The following is an 18,296-nucleotide window of genomic DNA, read 5'->3' as shown; positions in this document are numbered from 1 at the left end:
GAACACATCTCCGCCGCCGGCGCCATGCGCAACTCGGCTCCGAGTGATTCTGCCGCAGTTATCCAGCGGCCTGTGGACGCCGCGCTTCCTCCGGGCGGACCAACCTCCAATCCAAGCCTTCGAACAACGCCGCGAACATCGCCGGCGATATCCGCATCACGCCGTCCGCAATCTTTGGCCATACGAACTTGCAGCCCTCGAGGCGTTTGTGCACCAACACCAGGCCGGTTCGATCCCACACCAGAATCTTGATCCGGTCCGCCCGTTTCGACCGGAACACGAAGGCCGCGCCGCTGAACGGGTCGAGACCGAGCATCTCCTGCACCTTCGCAGCAAGCCCATCGTGGCCACAGCGGAAGTCGACAGGCCGCGTCGCGATGTAAATCTTCAGCTCGGCGCCGGGTGCAATCATCGTGACGCCCGCACCGCGCGGATCACCCGAGACAGCTGCTCCCCATCTATCGACGCGTCCGTCCGCACCACGACGTCGCCGATCGCAATCTCGAGCTTGACCCGCCGGAACGTGACGCTCCTCTAACGGCCCTTCAACCAGCGGCGCGAACGGTGGCCGCGGAGCTTCCGCAGACGGCATTTCGCCTCGCTGTCGAAAGCGTCGTCGCCAATCGTAAACCTGCCAGCGCGTTGCCCCGTGCTTGCGCGCTACCTCCGACACCTGAGCGCCGGGCAGCAGACTCTCGGCGGCGATCCGCGCCCTTTCAGCCTCCGAACGCACACGACGCCCCGACGGTCCTTCAAGCACTTCAAGCCGGCTGACCGCCCCAACCGACGAGCCGTCCAAATGGACGTCTTTTTTGCCGTCCAATCCCATCCAAAACCTCCGTCCGAGCCGGCTTCTTCGCACATTTAATCTAACCCTGAAGCCAGGGTACTGCCTTCGCGCTTACCATTGGATTTCGTCAGCTGGTCGATATTGCCAAGCTGCGCTGGCGCATCGAGCGCGACTACCACGAACTCAAACAGGAGGTTGGCCTTGGTCACTTCGAGGGACGAAGCTGGCGTGGCTTCCACCACCACGCAACATTGTGCATTGCCGCCTACGGTTTTCTAGAGCATTTTCCGACCGGAAAGAATCGGGTGGGGATTCCCAAAACGGCGCGAGTCAGATTCAAGCTGCATGCTGGCGGGGAGGCCAGCATGTATGGCCAGGCCGCTTTCGGTTGATCTTCGCCAAAGGGTGGTAGCCGCGATTGACGGTGGCATGTCCTGTCGACAGGCTGCTGAGCGCTTTGGTGTCAGCGCGGCCAGTGCGATCCGCTGGCGCGGTCGCCTCAAGAAAGTCGGCGACATCGTTCCTAAACGCCAGGGCGGTGACCGCAAATCGCAGCGCATCGAAGCGCATTCGCAATTGATTCTGGAGGCGGTGACAGAGCTGGTCCCGGTTGTCTGAACAGAATCTCCGCGTCGATAAGTGGAGGCTCTGCCGGGGTTAGGCCGCCATGCGGATTGGCAGCGGGTTGAAGTAGGCTTGATCCGGTGTGCCGCCGTCAAGGCTCGAATGTGGACGTCGGGCATTGTAAAAGTCCAGGTATCGGCCGATCGAGGCGCGGGCGTCGGACACGCTGTCGTAGGCCCGCAGATAAACCTCCTCGTATTTGACGCTGCGCCACAATCGCTCAACGAACACGTTGTCCCGCCAAGCTCCTTTACCGTCCATGCTGATGGCGATGCCGTTGCTGGCGAGCACGCCGGTGAAGGCCGAGCCGGTGAACTGCGAGCCCTGATCCGTGTTGAAGATTTCAGGCCTGCCGTGACGCGCCAAAGCGTCCTCCAGTGTCTCGACACAGAACGCCGCCTCCATCGTGATCGAGAGCCGCCACGACAGAACCCGGCGGGTCGCCCAGTCCAGCACGACAGCGAGATACACGAAGCCGCGCGCCATCGGGATGTAGGTGATATCCATTGCCCAGACCCGGTTCGGGCGCGTGATCTCCACGCCGCGCAGCAGATACGGATAGATCTTGTGCCCGGGCTCAGGGTGGTGGTGCGCGGACGACGGTACAGCGCCTCTATCCCCATCCGCCGCATGAGCGTTTTGACATGCCGGCGGCCGACCTTGCACCCCTCGGCAGCCAGCGGGCCTCGCAACATTCGCGAACCGGCGAAAGGGAACTCCAGATGCAGCCGATCAAGCCGTCGCATTGTCGCGAGATCGTCGGGCGACACCGGGCGCGGCAGATAATAGACGCTGCTACGGCTGATCTTCAAAACTTCCGCCTGCCTGGTGATCGACAGATCGTGCTCACGGTCGATCATCGCTTTGCGCTCAGCAATCCCGCCTTGGTGAGCGCTCCTTCTAAAAAACTATGCGCGGCGCTGCGCGCCCCCTGTGGGATAGAAACGGACCGGCGCTAGATTGCCGACCGGAAGGGAGCGGCCGATACGATTTTGGTGGCACGTGACCCCGTTAAAAAACCTGGTCCATGGGTTGTTGCGCACTTGAGAGTGGTGACGCCATCCAGCGATCCCGTTTAGGAATCTGACCAATAGCGCAGCACCAGCCCTTCCGCGACCGTCAGCAGGAGGATTAGAGATGAACGCCAAAAGATCGAAGTCGAGGAACGGTGGTAAGATGCCGATGGTGCACCCGAACGCGGCTGCCATCGACGTCGGAGCGACTATGCACATGGCTGCTGTGAGGGCAGATCGCGCACCGCAGCCAGTCCGCAGCTTCGGTACCTTCACGGCCGATCTGCATCGGCTGGTCGACTGGTTTACGGAATGCGGCGTCGAGACCGTCGTCATGGAATCGACCAGCGTCTACTGGATTCCGATTTTCGAGCTTCTCGATGCCCGGGGGTTTACCGTGTTTCTTGTCAATGCGCGCGATGCCAAGCACGTGCCGGGGCGCAAGACCGATGTCAGCGATGCGCAATGGCTGCAGCGGCTCCATTCATTCGGGTTGCTGCGGGCCAGCTTTCGGCCCAAAGGGAAGATTGCCGAGCTGCGAGCCTACGTGCGTCAGCGCGAGCGTCTGCTGGAGTACGCGGCCTCACACATCCAGCATATGCAGAAGGCCTTGACGGAGATGAATCTTCAGCTGCACCACGTTGTCGCCGACATCACCGGCGCGACCGGCCTGCGTATCATACGCGCGATCCTTGCCGGCGAGCGCGATCCGGAGGCGCTGGCGTGCTTGCGCCATTACAGTTGCCGCTCCAGCGCCGAGACGATCGCGAAGGCGCTCACCGGAAGCTATCGCGCCGAGCATCTGTTTGCGCTCGAGCAGGCACTTGCGCTTTACGACGCCTACCACGAGAAGGCATCCGCCTGCGACGCCCGGATCGAAGCCGTGTTGAAAGAACTGAGCATCCATCGCGGTCATGGCCATGGATCAGCGCCGCGGGTCTCGCGGCGTCGGAATCGAACCGATCAGGCGAACGCTCCAGCTTTCGACGTCCGCGAGGCGCTGTTCGCGTTGCTCGGAAAGGACCTCACCGCGATCGACGGCCTCGGTCCTTACCTCTCGCTGAAGCTGATCGCTGAATGCGGCGACGACCTCTCCTCGTGGCCAAGTGCAAAGCATTTTACCTCCTGGCTGGGACTGGCGCCGAGCAACAAGGTCTCCGGCGGCAAAATGCTCTCGTCCCGAACGCGCCGATCCGGCGGCCGAGCGGCGGCACTTCTGCGCCTTGCTGCCGTGACCGTGGGTCGTACAGACACCGCGCTCGGCGCCTTTTATAGACGGCTCTCAGCGCGCATCGGCAAGGCCAAGGCCGTGACCGCCACGGCCCGGAAGATCGCAGTTCTGTTCTACAATGCTCTGCGATACGGAATGGACTATGTCGATCCCGGGGCCTCGTCCTACGAGACGTGTTACCGGACGCGAGTGGTCAACAATTTGCATCGGCGTGCCAAGGCATTCGGCTTTGTTCTCCAGCCCTTGGAGCCGAAAGTAGATGCTGCCGTTTCTTAGGAATCGTTCTCCAGCGTCAGTTCTCCGATCTTAGCGTGCAGCGACTTCACGTCGATCGCAGGCACGGCGGGCGCGGCGCTGCCAGGTCCAAAAACTCCGGAAGCTCCACCCTCCAGCTGGGCTTTCCATGCCGTAATCTGATTGGGGTGAACGTCAAAGTGCTCGGCCAGTTGAGCTATCGTTCGGTCGCCCTTGACAGCGGCCAGCGCCATCTTCGCCTTGAAAGCCGGTGTGTGGTTCCGGCGTGCGCGTTTCGTCATCGTCTCTCCTGATTCGCGGGACAATCTTGCCCGCCGTCAGGCAGAAACTCCACTTATCGCCCTGTTCAGATTTACGGAGCCGGCTCTGACAGCGAGGCCGGATATCACGCTTGCCGAGTTGCGAGAACTGTTGAAACGTCGTGGAATATCGACTGGCATCGCGTCGCTCTGGCGTTTTTTCCAGCGCAGAAAGATCACACTTAAAAAAAGACAGCGCACGCCGCCGAGCAACGGCGCGGCGATATAAATGCCGCACGTGAGGAGTGGTTCGAAGGGCAAATCGACCTTGACCCTGAGCGTCTCGTCTTCATCGACGAAACCAGCGCCAACACCAAAATGGCGCGGCGTTACGGGCGCTCGCCACGCGGCGAGCGATGTCGTGCAGCTATCCCACACGGACATTGGAAGACGACGACATTCACCGCTGGATTGCGCTCCGACGGTCTGATCGCGCCGCTTGTTCTGGACGGTCCAATGGATGGCGACGCTTTCCTGGCCTACGTCGAGCAATTGCTCGCCCCATCGCTGCGGCCGGGCGATACCGTTATCATGGACAACTTGCCCGCTCACAAGGTCCATGGCGTTCGAGAGGCCATCCAGGCGGTCGGAGCTAGCCTGCTCTATCTTCCGCCCTACAGTCCAGACTTCAACCCGATTGAAATGGCCTTCTCCAAACTGAAAGCGCTGTTGCGGGCCGCCGCAGCGCGCACCATGCTCGATCTCTGGCAAGCAATCGCCAACGCTCTCAAACGCTTCTCACCCGAGGAATGTCAAAATTATCTCGTCGCGGCTGGTTACGACGCAACGTGATCGGAAAACGCTCTAGTTTCCGAGCGAGAGACGATTCCCCCCTCAGAAGCAGCCTCCACCAAAATCTTCAAGGAAGCTGCTATTCCCGCAACCTATCGGCCGAGGGGATCCGCCATTGCGGCCTGAACGGCACGTTCCGAATTCGATTGCGACCGTCCGACGAAGATTGAGCGCTGCGCTCGTCGTCACACTATCTCGATGCCCTTGTTGCATCAGGGCAATCTCAAGTCAAAGTGGCTATCGAAATTTATGACGCAGTAAGACTAGGTGTCGCAACAGAATTTTTCATTGCGCAACATTGAGCTGCTCGGCAGGCTCGATAAGCGAGCATCATCCTATTCGTTCCGGTCGTCAGGATGGCCGAGATCAACGAACCACCCCCCCAGAAAACGCACGGCCGGCTCGTCCGGACCAGTAGCAGGCAATCGCTCCTCCACCTCCGCACGAAACTCCTCAGTGCTGTCCTGAGGATGGAATCCGATATGGCCGGCCAGCTGATTATCGATCATGCGGTGTCGATTGTTGGAAATGCCGAAGATAATCGAATGTGCCACCCGCGGAGCGGTCAGGCTCGCTTCAACAAGGCGAACACAATCGCCAAATGTTAGCATCGACCACAGCATTCTGCGGTCCGTAAACTTGTCGAACGACGAAAATATTCGGCAGCAGACCGTCTCGATACCGAATTTGTCCCAATACAGTCGCGAGAGATCCTCCACAAAGCATTTTGATACGCCATAGAGACTATCAGGCCGATGCGGCGCATCGGCGTCGATCTGATCCTCGATTTTATGATAGCCGATCGCGTGGACCGAGGACGCGTAGACAATGCGCTTGACCCCGTTGCGCCTTGCCCCCTCGTAGATGTGGTAGCTGCCGCGGATACTGGAATCGAGGATAGACTGCCAGCTCGTCTCAAGGGGAGCGCCTCCAAAATGGACGATAGCGTCGACACCTTCAGTCAGTTTCAGGACCGCATCGAAATCCGAGAGGTCGCAAATTACAACCTCTTCATTCGGCTGGATATCCTTGATCTCTACCCTGTCTGAAACGCGCACGCGGCGCGCCAGTGGTGCCAGACCCCTGCGCAATTGCGTTCCAAGTCGGCCGGCCCCGCCGGTGATCAGGATCGTGTCAAAACGCGGACTCATGTGGTGGCCTCGGAGGGATGCAGCGTGCCCACAGCGTTGGCGATGCGGGCCACAGCTTCGGTTAGGATCTCGTCGGACGTTGCCGTCGAGATACGGAAAAAGGGAGACAGGCCGTACGCCGAGCCGGGCACCGAACTCACATGCCCCTCGGCGAGCAGATAGTTCGATACAGCAGTGTCATCCAACAGTACATCGCCCTTCGGCGTGCGTTTATTGATCAGGCCGGCGCAGCCGATATACGCATAAAATGCGCCTTTCGGCGGCACGAGGGAGAGCCCGGGGATTCCGGCGATAGCTGACACGACGAGATTTCGCCGGCGTTCAAAGGCTACGCGAAATTCGGCCACGCAATGCTGCGGCCCTGTGAGCGCGGCGAGCGCTGCCGCTTGCATCGGAGCTGCGACAGACGTGCAGGATTGGCTCTGCACTGTATTCATCGCTTTCACCAAGAGAGACGGGCCGGCCGCGTATCCGACGCGCCAACCGGTCATTGCATATGCCTTAGCGACGCCGTTCACGATCAGGGTGCGGTCCTTCAGTTCGGGGCAAGCTTCCCCAAACGACACAAACTTTCGACCATCGAACAGAATGTGCTCGTAAATTTCATCGGAAAGGATCAGGACCTGCGGATGCCGCGCTAGGACCGCGCCAAGCGCTTGCAGTTCTTCCCTCGAATACACGGCGCCCGAAGGGTTGCCCGGCAGATTGAGAAAAAGCCATTTCGTACGATTGGTGATGGCCGCCTCGAGGACATCTGGCGTCAATCGAAATCCAGCCTCTGCTGAGCATTCGGCAATCACCGGCACACCGCCCAGCAGCTTCACCATCTCGGGGTAGGAAACGAAATACGGAGCGGGCAGCACAGCCTCGTCATCCTGCTCCAATGTGGCCATCAGCGCGTTGAAAATGACCTGCTTGGCGCCGTTGCCGACCACAATGTCGTCGGGACCGTAGCTCAGCCCATTTTCGCGCCGGAATTTCTCTGCAACGGCCTCGCGTAAGGCGGGCGTACCAGCAGCTGCTGTGTAGAGCGTTTCGCCCGCGAGGGCCGCCTTGTAGGCAGCCTCTATGATATGGATTGGCGTCGGAAAATCGGGTTCGCCTAATCCCAGGTCGATGACATCTATACCCTTGGCTCGCAAGGCCTTTGCTGCCTGCGAAGCAGCCATTGAGCGAGACGGTTTAACCGCGGAAAGTCGTGAGGAAATGTATCTCATTTGCCATTCTCGAGAGCATAGCCTTTAGAGCGATCTCGCGCAGAGGCATCGGGATCGCGCTTAGCCGGATCACCGTAGCCCCCGCCCCCCGGAAGCTCGAGAATAAGTCTGCGGCCAGCCGCCACGTGCTGCCAGCCTTTCGGCCGCATTTTCGTGCCGTCATCCAGCATCACTGCGCCGGCCACGCCGTGCTTGCCGCCGTTGCGGCCCTTTGCGGGATGGTTGACCCGGTCAAACATGGCGGAAAAGTCAAACTCATGGCCGTCGATGGCAGCGATCTCGATGAGCTGCCCCAGTCCACCCCTGAACTGGCCGTCTCCGCCCGAATTCGGGCGCAACTCCTTGCGCCACACGATGATGGGCCCTGTATGCTCGGTCGCCTCGATCGGCATGGTATGGACGCCGGACGGAAAGGCAGTTGCCGACAGCCCATCCGAACCCGGGCGTGCTCCCATGCCGCCCGAATTGAACATCAGCACCTCTGCGCGCCTTCCTTGCTGGCCGGCCACGGGCCGGACCGAGATGTGAATGTTCCAAAGAGCGGCCGCCCCTTCCGCAAGGATCTGGCCAGGTATTGCATTTGCAAGTGCCCCGAGCACAAGGTCGGGAACCATGTGTCCCAAGATATGCCGGAGTGCCACCGGGGCCGGACGAATAGCGTTCAGGATGTTGACCGGAGACTCCACCGTGAAGAAGGCCAGTGAGGCCGAATTGTTGGGGATGTCCGGCGCGACCACGCACTTCAGAGCATAGCAGGCATAAGCCTTGCTGTAGATGATGGGGCAATTGATGCCCCAGGAGCTTATCGGATCCGTGCCTGCGAAATCGACTGTAAGATGATTGTTGCGAATGGAGACGGTAGTGGCGAGCTTGATCGGACTATCGTAGCCGTCAGTCATGAGCTCGTTTGACCAGCTTCCCTTCGGGAGTGCCTCAAGACGCTCACGCATGGCAACTCTCGTGCGCGAGAAGATGAACTCGCCCAGCACGTCCAGAGACTGCAGGCCAATCTCTTTCATCATGGCAATTAGCCGCTGATGACCAACCTCGTTGCAAGCTGCCAGTGAATAGAAATCACCGACAACCTGGTTCGGCTCGCGCACGTTGGTTCGAAGCAGGCGCACCAGGTCGGTATTGACCTTGCCTCTCTCCGCGAACTTCATGATCGGGATCTGTATGCCTTCCTCATAAACAGATTTGGCATCGGCCCCGAAACCGCGGCCTCCAATATCGACCACATGGGCAGTGCACGCGAAGAACGCAACAAGTTCGCCGTCTAGGAATGACGGCGACACCATAGTGATGTCGTGCAGATGGCCCGTCCCCTTCCACGGATCATTGGTGACATAGGTGTCGCCTTCGAACATCTCATCACGGGGAATCTCGTTGATGAAGTGCAACACAGCTTCGGCCATTGTGTTGACGTGGCCGGGTGTCCCTGTGACGGCTTGTGCAAGCATCTCTCCGCGTGGATCGAAGACGCCCGCCGAAAGGTCGCCGGCCTCGCGCACTGACGTCGAGAACGCCGTGCGAAGCAATGTAAGTGCCTGCTCCTCGACGACAGAGATCAACCGGTTCCACATGACCTGCATGCGGATTTCGCCAATGTCGCTCATGCCGGGCTGCCTTTGCGGATCAGGAGAATTGCCCCGTCGCTTTGCCGGACGGCATCGAAGGCCCTCGTAACGACGGTAGATGTCTCGCGTTCGGTGATCACTGCCGGCCCGACCACTCTGTCGCCAGCGTTGAGCGCGTCACGCGCGACAATGACATAGTCTTGTGTCGCGCCAGCTGCGGGATCGAATACCGGCCGGATCGCGGTAGGCTGAATAACGCGATCACCCGTCGTCAATGGGTGACGCGCCGCGAGCGGCCGATCATCGGTAGCCTTGACCGACCAAGTCACCACTTCAATGTCCAGGCCATCCAACCCGTCAATGGCACGGCCGAAGAACCGCTGGTAACTGGCGCGAAACAGGGACTCGAGCTTTCCGACAGCATCATCGCCGAAGAGCTCATCTGGCAGGGATACCGGGATCTCCCAGCCTTGTCCGGCATAGCGCATGAAAGCGGTAATTTCGACGATGATCCTAGCGTTTGCACCGGTGCGAACGAAGCCTTCTGCCGAAACCCTGAGCTGTGCGAGCAGCGAATTGACTTCGGCAACATCGAAATGCGACAGCCGCGCCAGTCGCGACGCTACCGCTTCGTAAGCGAAGGGAGCCTTGAGGAACCCAATCGCGGAGCCGACACCGGCACCCTGTGGAACGATACACCGATCGATGCCTAGTTTCTCGCACAACCTCGCGGCGTGAAGAGGTGCGGCGCCGCCGAAGGCTATCATCACGTTGTCGGATATATTTTTGCCATTCTCGATGGCATGCACCCGAGCGGCATTCGCCATATTCTCGTCGACGACCTCGCAAATGCCGAATGCCGTGGCCATAACTTCCAGCGAAAGTCGCTCGCCAACATCGCGGATGACCGCTCGCTCCGCGGCAGATGTATCGAGCCTGATTGCGCCGCCCGCAAAATTGTCGGGATCCAACTTGCCGAGGATCAGATCCGCATCGGTGATGGCCGGCCGCTCGCCGCCACGGCCATAGCAGGCAGGGCCGGGCTCCGACCCGGCGCTCTCCGGTCCCGTCTGGATGCGTCTCATTGCGTCAACCCAGGCGATGGAGCCGCCGCCCGCCCCAATTTCGATCATTTCGATTACAGGGATCGAGATCGGCATACCGGACCCCTTGCAGAAGCGGTATGTTCGCGCGACTTCAAAGGTTCGCGCTGTGCGCGGTGCATAGTTCTCGATGAGGCAGATCTTGGCCGTTGTTCCGCCCATGTCGTAGGAAACGACCTTCTCCAGGCCAAATCGGCTGGCAATGTCAGCAGCAAAGATCGCCCCGCCCGCCGGTCCGGATTCGACGAGTCGCACCGGGAACTCGGAGGCTGTTTCGACCGATATCAGCCCGCCACCAGAATGGATCATGAAGACCGGGCAGTCGGCCCCCATCTGCTTTAGGCGGTGCTGCAAGCGGGCCAGATAATCAGCCATCTGAGGTCGAACGTAGGCATTGGCGCAGACAGTATTGAAGCGCTCAAATTCACGCATTTGCGGTGACACTTCCGCGCTGATGGAAATGGGCACGCTGACCTTTTTGCTGAGGATCTCCCGAGCCCGCCGCTCATGTACCGGGTTGGCATAGGAGTGGATGAAGCCGATGGCGATCGCTCCGTAGCCGCGCGCTGCGATGATGTCTCCTATGTCCTCCAGTGCCTGTTCGTCCAGCGCTTGAAGCTGCTGCCCCTCCGCACCTATACGACCCTTGACCACGAAACGATCTTCGCGAGGGACCAAGGGCGGCGGCAGTTGCAGATTGAGGTCATACTGCTCGAACCGGCTTTCGGTCCGCATCTCGATTACGTCCCGAAAGCCATCTGTTGTTACTAGTGCGGTTTTTGCACCTCTCCGTTCGATCAGCGCATTGGTCGCAAGCGTCGTTCCGTGGACGATGAGCCTGATATCCGCCACCGAAACTCCTGCATCCCGAACAACGACGGCGAGGCCATCCAGAATAGCCTGCTCAGGCGCGGAATAGTTGGTCAACACCTTGGCCGAAAAGATCTTGCCCCGCACATCAAGCGCAAGGTCGGTGAAAGTACCGCCGATGTCCGCGCCCAGCCGAATATCTTCCTCTCGATTGCTCATGATTTCACCTTCCGCGAGGCGAGTGCAGCATCGCGCATTTGGGAGAGGGTTTGACGGGGCGTAAGAGCTTCATGCGAAACTGCAAGGTCGAGAACGGCGCCTGTCGGCGATGCCAGCGCGCGCTCGAATGCCGCTGCGAAGTCCTTCGTGGCTGCGACACGTTCGGCATGGAAGCCATAGGCTCGCGCCAAAGCAACAAAATCCGGATTATTGATGGTCGTGCCCAAGACCCGTGCCGGATAGTTGCGTTCCTGATGCGCGCGGATCGTTCCGTAGATTCCGTTGTTCAGAATCAGCACGATCGGCTGTGCCCCTGCCTGCATCGCAGTACCGAGTTCCTGACAGTTCATCTGGAAATCGCCGTCACCGGCAAAGCAAACGACCGTGCGTCTTGGACAGGCGACTTTCGCCGCAATGGCGGCAGGCAAGCCATACCCCATGGCGCCAGATTGCGGCGCGAGCAGCCGCGCCGCAGGACCGAACTTGAAGAACTTGTTCGGCCATACGGTAAAATTGCCAGCGCCATTCGTCAGGACCACGTCGGCAGGCAGCCTCTGCCGCAACCACGCACTGACCTTGACCATATCGACTGGACTTGGCTGCTCCGGCGCTTCGAAGGTCCGCTCATATGCCAGCCTGGCGTTCGCACGCCATTCCGACCACTTTCCATTCACGACCTGGAGAGCGTCCGCGAAAGCGTTCGGCCCAGCATGAATTCCGATCGCCGGAACGTAGATCTTTCCTATTTCCCGATCAGACGTGTGAACGTGGACAAGTTTTTGGCGGGGCTGCGGCACATCGAGCAGCGAGTAGCCATCCGTTGTCATTTCACCGAATCGGACGTTGATGGCGAGGATCAGGTCGCTCTCAAGAATAAGCTTCTTGACGTGAGGTGCCATTCCAACACCAGCCTCGCCGACAAACGATGAGGAATGATTGTCGAACTGATCTTGATACCTGAATGCCGCCATAACGGGGATGTCGGATGCCTCAGCAAAGGACTGAAGCGCGAAGCGCCCCTTGTCTGTCCAGTTGGTCCCGCCAATCAGGAGAAGTGGACGTTTTGCTGAAGCCAGTAGCGCGCCAACCGATGCGATTGCATCAGCAGTAGGCGCGGGTTCCGACGCTTCTGCGAAACCGGTGAGCGGCGCAGCGGAGGTGACGGTGGTCAGCGTGTCTTCCGGAAGCGCTACCACTACCGGACCGGGCCGGCCGATCAGGGCGGTACTCCATGCACGCGCGATAATTTCGGGCAGCCGGTCCACGTCGTCAATCTCGACCGCCCATTTTGCGATCGAACCGAACATGGCGCGATAGTCGATCTCCTGAAAGGCCTCGCGACCTTTCATATTGGTGCCAACCTGCCCTACGAACAGGATCAATGGGGAACTGTCCTGCATCGCCGTATGGATGCCGATGCTGGCATTGGAGGCACCCGGTCCGCGGGTCACGAAACAGATGCCAGGCGAGCCAGTGAGCTTGCCATAGGCCGATGCCATGAAAGCTGCGCCGCCCTCGTTACGGCAGAGTACATAGTCGAGTCTGCCGATCGTATCGTGAAGCGCGTCCAGAACAGCGAGATAGCTTTCGCCGGGTACTCCGAATGCCTTCGTCGCCCCCAAGGCGAGAAGGCAGTCGACAAGAAGATGGCCGCCAGTTCGGGTCATGTCTGAGAACCTCGGATCTGCCGCCGTCCGCGGCCGATTTACCACTGATCGGCGACCCAACTAGTAGGATCGGCAGACCACAATTCACTTCGCTGGTAGAGGTCACCGCAGATCAGCGACACTCATGCGCCACCCGAATGGCAGCGACCCCCACGCCCTCCGCAGGGGCGCGGCGAGCCAACTACCGAAGGTAGCTCTACGCAAAACACCTGGGGCGAACGCTCTGTGCGGCCTTCTGCCGGCTGATAGCATGCTGTCGCGCTGCGCAATTCGACCCTTGCGGGAAGGCTCGGTAGGCCTCATCGACCGCCCCACCCTACCAAGATCAAGGGGGAGCCAATGCAACTCTTAGCGTTCACTTCCGCTTACTTGCATCGCGCTAAATTGCCACCTCGGGAAGCCGCTCTGGCGCAACGTCGGTGAGGATCTCCAGCCCGGTCGCGGTAATTACTCCCAGCTCCTCGGTCATGTAGAACCCGCCGTTCACCTTGTATAGCGGCTCAGCATGGATGATCATCCCCTCGCGGAGCACGTCCTTGCCATTGGATAGAATCGAGGGCGGTTCGGTCGGGTCATATCCCGAGCCATGGCCCACACGCGCCGTCCACGCCAGCATCGACGTTGGCACACCCAACGGCGACCTTGCGCAGATATCCTTATAAGATTCGTAGGCCTCGCCCGTCGTCATGCCGGGACGGTAAGAAAGCAGGATATCTTGGGTCATCTTGCGCACAGCCTGGTAGGTCGCCTGCTCTTCCGCAGTAGCCTTCCCGGCCTTTGCCACACGAGCAAGGTCTGTAACCGAGCCGTTCTTCATAACACCGATGTCCACGTAGATGAAGTCGTCGGGCGCGAGCGGAATATCTCTGGCCGGCAGATGCGTAGGTAGCTCATCCCGGCCGAACTTGACCGACAGGAACGATATGCCGTCCGCACCCTTTTGATAGGCCTTAGCGCAGATGAGGCGGTAGAACTCCGTCTCAGTCATTCCGATGCGGAGCTCCTTGAACGCTTCGTGAAGCGCGTCTGTCGCCACGGCACAGGCCGCTCTTTTCTGCTCGATCTCCGTGGGAGACTTGATCATCCTGATACTCCAGATCGCGTCGGCACCTTCGACCAACTCGGCCCGGGGCAACTCGCGACGGATGCTATCGATGAGATTGAGTGAGCCGAAACCGAAGCTCTCCTCGCCAAAATCGAACGCGATGCGCTTCGGATCACGGCTCTTCAATGCGCCGAGAGCACATTCGATGAATTCCGGCAGAAGCCCGTGATAGGAAATGGTTTCCGCCGCGCTGGGCACGCCTTCCGACATCTTGATCGGCACTACCTCGAGCCTGGAGACGATGAAATATGCCTTGTCCCCGTCCTTTGGCACCAGCAATGCCATCGGCCGGGCGCTCGATATCCAGACGAAGGTCTCGTAGCCGCCGAAATACTCGAAGTTGGTCCTGCCCGTCACCAGAAATAGATCGATCGACTTCTCGGCCATGGCGCCTTTCAAGCGCCGGATACGCTCAGCGCGCTCCGAAGCCGTGATTTTTGGAGAAGCCTTGAAAACCTTATTCATTGCGCCCTCTACCGCGAATGTTTATATACATAGTATATTCCAAATATAGAACGACACAAGAGCGAAAGCGACGCGTTCCACTGTCCTTGGTCTATAAACTCGCCAGTTGGCGCCATGACGACAGATGAGCAGCTTCGTCTCCTTCGAGGCAAAAGAGCCAACTGATACATCGTAAGTGAGCCCAAACGGTAACGTCGCCGCGCCCTCGCAACCTGCAGTTGTCGCCGCAGCCCACCGGCTGACGCAATACGAAATCTCATCGTGCAGCGCCGTCCTGGTGTCCGAATATCGAACCGTTCGAAAGATTCACGATATAACGACAGCTGCGAAGACGCCCGACTCTATCGACATTGCTATTTTCCTCATCGCATCGGAGCTAGTTGTTGATCCCTCGGACTACGATTCGACGCGCGATCTCTGAACTAGAGATTCCCTGTAACGCCCAAGCAACTGCCTCTTGCCCAGTTGCATCTAGGGCGTGATTCCTCAGTGCTTTGCATCGGACTAAGGTGACGTCGTGGCCGGCTTGCTCTGCAGCTTCAAAGAATTCAACAAGATTGGAGAACTGAGCCCACTTGTCCTGCTCGTCGCCGATGATGAACAGCCGGCGATGGGATTTAGGTTCAACTTCGGATATGTGGGCGATTGGATCGTAGATGCCATGCGCTCCATAGTCATACCCGCTTGTCTTCTGTAGTGAAAGGCAAGCCGCCGTAAAGGCAAAGCACTCAGCATCCGGAAATTGGGTCATGAGGTACGCTGCCACACTACCGCCGCCGGACTGCCCTGCAAATCCGTATCGCCTGATGTTGTATCGCTTGATAATTTCCCGCGCCGCAGCTGCGACAAGCTGCAATTCCCGCATTTGTCTGCTTGCTAAGTGTGAGCCAGAGGATCCGTAAAGCCCAGGACGCGCAATTTTGACGAGCGGCATGCCAATAGATTCCGCGGCTCTGGCAGCGCTCTCTCTCTGAACCGATGAATTGTTATCGCCATACCCCACGACCTTTCCGTCCCATAGGCGATCGCCATGAATAAAGAAAACCGCACTAAGTGTTGCTTCCGTTACTCCTGCAGACCAGTAACATAAGCACTCGGCCTTTCCGTCGACCTCAACCCAAACGCCGTTCCCACGGGCCTGGCACTGGGTCTGCGTCGGGGCGGGAACACCGTTCAGGACACCTTCAGCGGAGTATTCTTCAATCAATTCCATATGCATTCTGCGGCTTCGGTGAATGGCAGTACTAGCGATCAGCAAGCTTGTACTGGGAGCGCTTTCGAAAGAACGGACGTATAAAAGTCGACGTTCTGCAGTTGTCGCTTTGTGACCTTGTCGGAAACCAGGAACTTCCGTGCAGCCAAGTGGTCGTGAGACCTATTGACAGTTTCGAGTAAACGCAAACTTCTTCGCGGAAGAAGGCCGCTGTCATGAGGGGCTTGGCCTCACGTGTGGGAGCCGTTCAAAATGCCCTCACTGGTGTGGGAGTCCCGCTGTTCACTCACAATGAGAATGTCTTCGCTGTACCCATTTCGCCGTGCAGACGACGCGGCTTCACAGGCCGCGTACGCCCCTCCGATGACACGTAGTCGCTGGCGCATCTCTCCGCCTGCGCTACGTCAGGCAAAACCGCAGCCAGGCGCCAGCGTCACGGTTAGACCGTCCAGCTCTCTTGTTAGCTCAATCTGGCAAGAAAGCCGGGAACTCTCTTGGCGGCCTTCCACTACGTCCAGCATCGCGTCTTCGGTTTCACTTCTTGGCTTGAGCTTTGCCGCCCAAGAGTCGTCAACATATACATGGCAAGTTCCGCACGATGCACATCCACCGCACTGGGCCGTCAGATCAAGGCCTGCATCTCGAATTGCGATCATTAGTGTTGGTGCTGAGACATCCTTCAGTTCGACTGTCTCGCCCAATTGGTCATGTACTATCAATCTCATTAGTTCGAATTCCTTAGAATTTCACATGCAACGGCGCGAACGAGCGGTGTGAGAAATGGCGGAATCTCGGGGGCTCCTTGCTTTGATCCAGACGCAGGTCCGGGAAACGCATGATTAACGCCTTCAACGTTTCACGTATCAGGAGTCTCGCAAAGTGCATGCCCAAGCAGATGCGAGACCCAACGTTGAAGACCAGGTGGTCGGTCGGCGGCTTCCTTTCTAAGCTCACCATGTGCGGACACGAGCCGTAATGCTCTGGATCGCGATTCGCAGCTGCATGCAGGGAGCAGATGAGGTCGTCTTTCTTGATACTCGCACCACCTATGGTGACATCCCGATTCGCCTTTCGGAACCGCCACTGCGTCGATCCCAAGAGCCGCAGACTCTCTTCCACAAATAGGTTAAGCGTGGCTTCCTGATCCTCCAACACCGCTTCATGCATGGCGGGGTCGGACAGGAACAAGTAGATTGCATTGGCGATCGCATTCGACGTCGTTTCGGCCGCGCCGACCTCCAATTCCCTCACAAAGGCAAGAATATGGTCTTCACTGATGTCTCGGCCATACTCCTCCTGCGCATAGGTCCACATCTGACTAATGAAATCAGTCCCGCGCTTCTCCCTTCGCTCAGCCACGAGGGGGCGGAGAGCCTTGTTCAGTCCGGCAGACGCGAGCTTTCCTCTCCGATTCATTTCCTCATCGACGTACCCCCTGCCAGCACAGGCAGAGAGGTCATCGTGCCATCTGGACATTTCAGCCATGAGCGCTTCATCCTTCCAACTAAGCCCAAAGAGTGAACCCATGACCAGGTTCGACACTTCGAAGGCGAGCTCGGATGCAAGCTCCGCGCCACCTCTTTCCGCGAAGCGATCGATCAGATGATCTATGACTGGTAAAACGTGCTCCGCTCGATACTGCGGCATGAGCGCCGGGCCCAAGAATTTCATATAGAATCGCCGCAAGCGCGCGTGCTCGTCGCCAACGACGGAAGCAATCTGGACGGGATTTTCAGGAATGTCGCCAAAAATCTCGAACGTCAACGGAGGCGCATCGACCCGCAGGATTCGATAAGTCGCCTCATCTGTTTCAATCGTCTTGCATACGTTGTAGCTCAATGCGAGCCAGCAATTCATTCCGGGATCCCAAACGACCTCACCACGCTTTCGCAACTCTTCGTAAGCCGGAAAGGGATCCTCATCCGCAAGTGAGAGCATGGACCATTGCGGGGAGTCCGGAGATACTTGAGGACTGTTCAAGTGCTATCCTTTCAATTTGAAACCCGACGATGGGCAGCGCGGCAACTGTAGCGCCGCAGCATTAGATATACTGAGTATACGCCTCATACGATCGAACGTCAACGACATCTTCGAAGCCCGCGGACTTGGTGACGGCCCGTCTGGCCCGGCGCCTGTCGCGAAGCGAACGCTAGGTGGCGCGGACATTTATCGCGTCCATAAGACGGTAGCTGCGAGAGTGACCGTGCTCGGCGCCTCGAACTACACCTACGCCGCAACCAGCGTCACCCAGAGCCCGCCGGACTGGACGCCCCCCCCCCCCCCCACACGTTCGGCTTTACCTATTTTGGAGGCACGAAGCGGCAGACGGTGAGCGATAGTCTGAAGGCTGGCATCACCCGAGCCTGCTTTCACGAGCCGATGGTGAACCGGACCTATGCCGATCTCGCCCGCCATTACCGCACCGCCATTGTGCCGGCGCGGCCGTATCGTCCGCGCGACAAGGCCAAGGTCGAAGTCGGGGTCCAGATCGTCGGGCGATGGATTCTGGCGCGCCTGCGCAACCGCCGCTTCTTCTCGCTCGCCGCCCTCAACGAGGCAATTTACGCGCTCCTTGTCGAGCTGAACGATCGACCTCTCCGGAGCTGGGGACGAAGCCGGCGCGACCTGTTCGAGGAGCTCGATTTGGGGCACTCCGCGCCGCGAACTTGGCGCTCCCATGAACCGCTGGGACGGATCTCAAAACCAATCGCCAACCTTGACCACGAGGCCATTTCCAGCATCACATAAACTTGTCAGCCGTGTCC

The 18,296-nt window shown here is 59.0% G+C and carries 12 protein-coding genes and 5 pseudogenes; 5 read left to right on the top strand and 12 right to left on the bottom strand.

Going from position 1 to position 18,296, the window contains the following annotated elements; all coding sequences use genetic code 11:
* Nucleotides 1-58 precede the first annotated feature (58 nt).
* Nucleotides 59-829, bottom strand: coding sequence for an IS66 family insertion sequence element accessory protein TnpB (gene tnpB, locus ACVW1C_RS29190; RefSeq protein ID WP_456761277.1), 771 nt, complete (start codon nt 827-829; stop codon nt 59-61).
* A gap of 89 nt (nt 830-918) precedes the next feature.
* Between tnpB and ACVW1C_RS29185 the strand changes: the two are divergent.
* Nucleotides 919-1,182: pseudogene (locus ACVW1C_RS29185) on the top strand (transposase); the annotation flags it as partial.
* Nucleotides 1,160-1,378: pseudogene (locus ACVW1C_RS29180) on the top strand (helix-turn-helix domain-containing protein); the annotation flags it as partial. The pseudogenes ACVW1C_RS29185 and ACVW1C_RS29180, both read left to right, overlap by 23 nt.
* Before the next feature lie 69 nt (nt 1,379-1,447).
* On the opposite strand, the pseudogene ACVW1C_RS29175 reads toward ACVW1C_RS29180, so the two are convergent.
* Nucleotides 1,448-2,322: pseudogene (locus tag ACVW1C_RS29175) on the bottom strand (IS3 family transposase); the annotation flags it as partial.
* A gap of 229 nt (nt 2,323-2,551) precedes the next feature.
* On the opposite strand from ACVW1C_RS29175, the gene ACVW1C_RS29170 reads away from it, so the two are divergent.
* Entirely contained in the window at nt 2,552-3,934 is a 1,383-nt protein-coding gene (locus tag ACVW1C_RS29170; protein ID WP_456758468.1) for an IS110 family RNA-guided transposase, read from the top strand.
* Nucleotides 3,935-3,936: 2 nt separating this feature from the next.
* Here ACVW1C_RS29170 and ACVW1C_RS29165 read toward each other — a convergent pair.
* A pseudogene (locus ACVW1C_RS29165) lies at nt 3,937-4,194 on the bottom strand (transposase); the annotation flags it as partial.
* A gap of 91 nt (nt 4,195-4,285) precedes the next feature.
* Between ACVW1C_RS29165 and ACVW1C_RS29160 the strand changes: the two are divergent.
* Nucleotides 4,286-5,004 (top strand): annotated as a pseudogene (locus tag ACVW1C_RS29160) (IS630 family transposase); the annotation flags it as partial.
* A 335-nt stretch (nt 5,005-5,339) separates the two neighbouring features.
* On the opposite strand, the gene ACVW1C_RS29155 reads toward ACVW1C_RS29160, so the two are convergent.
* The 9 genes from ACVW1C_RS29155 to ACVW1C_RS29115 all read right to left on the bottom strand — a co-directional run bounded on the left by ACVW1C_RS29155 (nt 5,340) and on the right by ACVW1C_RS29115 (nt 17,469).
* Nucleotides 5,340-6,155: an NAD-dependent epimerase/dehydratase family protein gene (locus tag ACVW1C_RS29155; protein WP_456761276.1), complete on the bottom strand. Its 816-nt coding sequence runs from the start codon at nt 6,153-6,155 to the stop codon at nt 5,340-5,342.
* The gene (locus ACVW1C_RS29150) at nt 6,152-7,372 is read right to left on the bottom strand and encodes a pyridoxal phosphate-dependent aminotransferase (protein ID WP_456761275.1); all 1,221 of its coding nucleotides are present in this window, start codon (nt 7,370-7,372) and stop codon (nt 6,152-6,154) included. The genes ACVW1C_RS29155 and ACVW1C_RS29150 overlap by 4 nt, the downstream gene beginning before the upstream one ends.
* Nucleotides 7,369-8,988, bottom strand: coding sequence for a hydantoinase B/oxoprolinase family protein (locus tag ACVW1C_RS29145; RefSeq protein WP_456761274.1), 1,620 nt, complete (start codon nt 8,986-8,988; stop codon nt 7,369-7,371). The genes ACVW1C_RS29150 and ACVW1C_RS29145 overlap by 4 nt, the downstream gene beginning before the upstream one ends.
* The gene (locus ACVW1C_RS29140) at nt 8,985-11,081 is read right to left on the bottom strand and encodes a hydantoinase/oxoprolinase family protein (RefSeq protein ID WP_456761273.1); all 2,097 of its coding nucleotides are present in this window, start codon (nt 11,079-11,081) and stop codon (nt 8,985-8,987) included. Before ACVW1C_RS29140 ends, ACVW1C_RS29145 begins: the two co-directional genes overlap by 4 nt.
* Nucleotides 11,078-12,748 (bottom strand): thiamine pyrophosphate-binding protein, encoded by a 1,671-nt coding sequence (locus tag ACVW1C_RS29135; RefSeq protein WP_456761272.1) that lies wholly within the window; start codon nt 12,746-12,748, stop codon nt 11,078-11,080. Before ACVW1C_RS29135 ends, ACVW1C_RS29140 begins: the two co-directional genes overlap by 4 nt.
* 379 nt (nt 12,749-13,127) lie before the next feature.
* A complete protein-coding gene (locus ACVW1C_RS29130) occupies nt 13,128-14,318 on the bottom strand; it encodes a M24 family metallopeptidase (RefSeq protein ID WP_456761271.1) in 1,191 nt (396 codons plus the stop codon).
* A 376-nt stretch (nt 14,319-14,694) separates the two neighbouring features.
* Nucleotides 14,695-15,531 (bottom strand): alpha/beta hydrolase family protein, encoded by an 837-nt coding sequence (locus ACVW1C_RS29125; protein ID WP_456761270.1) that lies wholly within the window; start codon nt 15,529-15,531, stop codon nt 14,695-14,697.
* A gap of 404 nt (nt 15,532-15,935) precedes the next feature.
* A complete protein-coding gene (locus ACVW1C_RS29120; protein WP_456761269.1) occupies nt 15,936-16,256 on the bottom strand; it encodes a 2Fe-2S iron-sulfur cluster-binding protein in 321 nt (106 codons plus the stop codon).
* Between the two features lie 13 nt (nt 16,257-16,269).
* Nucleotides 16,270-17,469, bottom strand: a complete 1,200-nt coding sequence (locus tag ACVW1C_RS29115) for a cytochrome P450 (protein ID WP_456761268.1) — start codon at nt 17,467-17,469, stop codon at nt 16,270-16,272.
* Between the two features lie 441 nt (nt 17,470-17,910).
* Here ACVW1C_RS29115 and ACVW1C_RS29110 point away from each other — a divergent pair, with 441 nt between their 5' ends.
* Nucleotides 17,911-18,279, top strand: coding sequence for a hypothetical protein (locus ACVW1C_RS29110; protein WP_456761267.1), 369 nt, complete (start codon nt 17,911-17,913; stop codon nt 18,277-18,279).
* Nucleotides 18,280-18,296: the final 17 nt, after the last annotated feature.

This window comes from Bradyrhizobium sp. USDA 4011 (assembly GCF_054063415.1).
The sequence above is the reverse complement of the archived record's forward strand: the minus strand, read 5'-3'. Positions and strand labels throughout refer to the sequence as shown.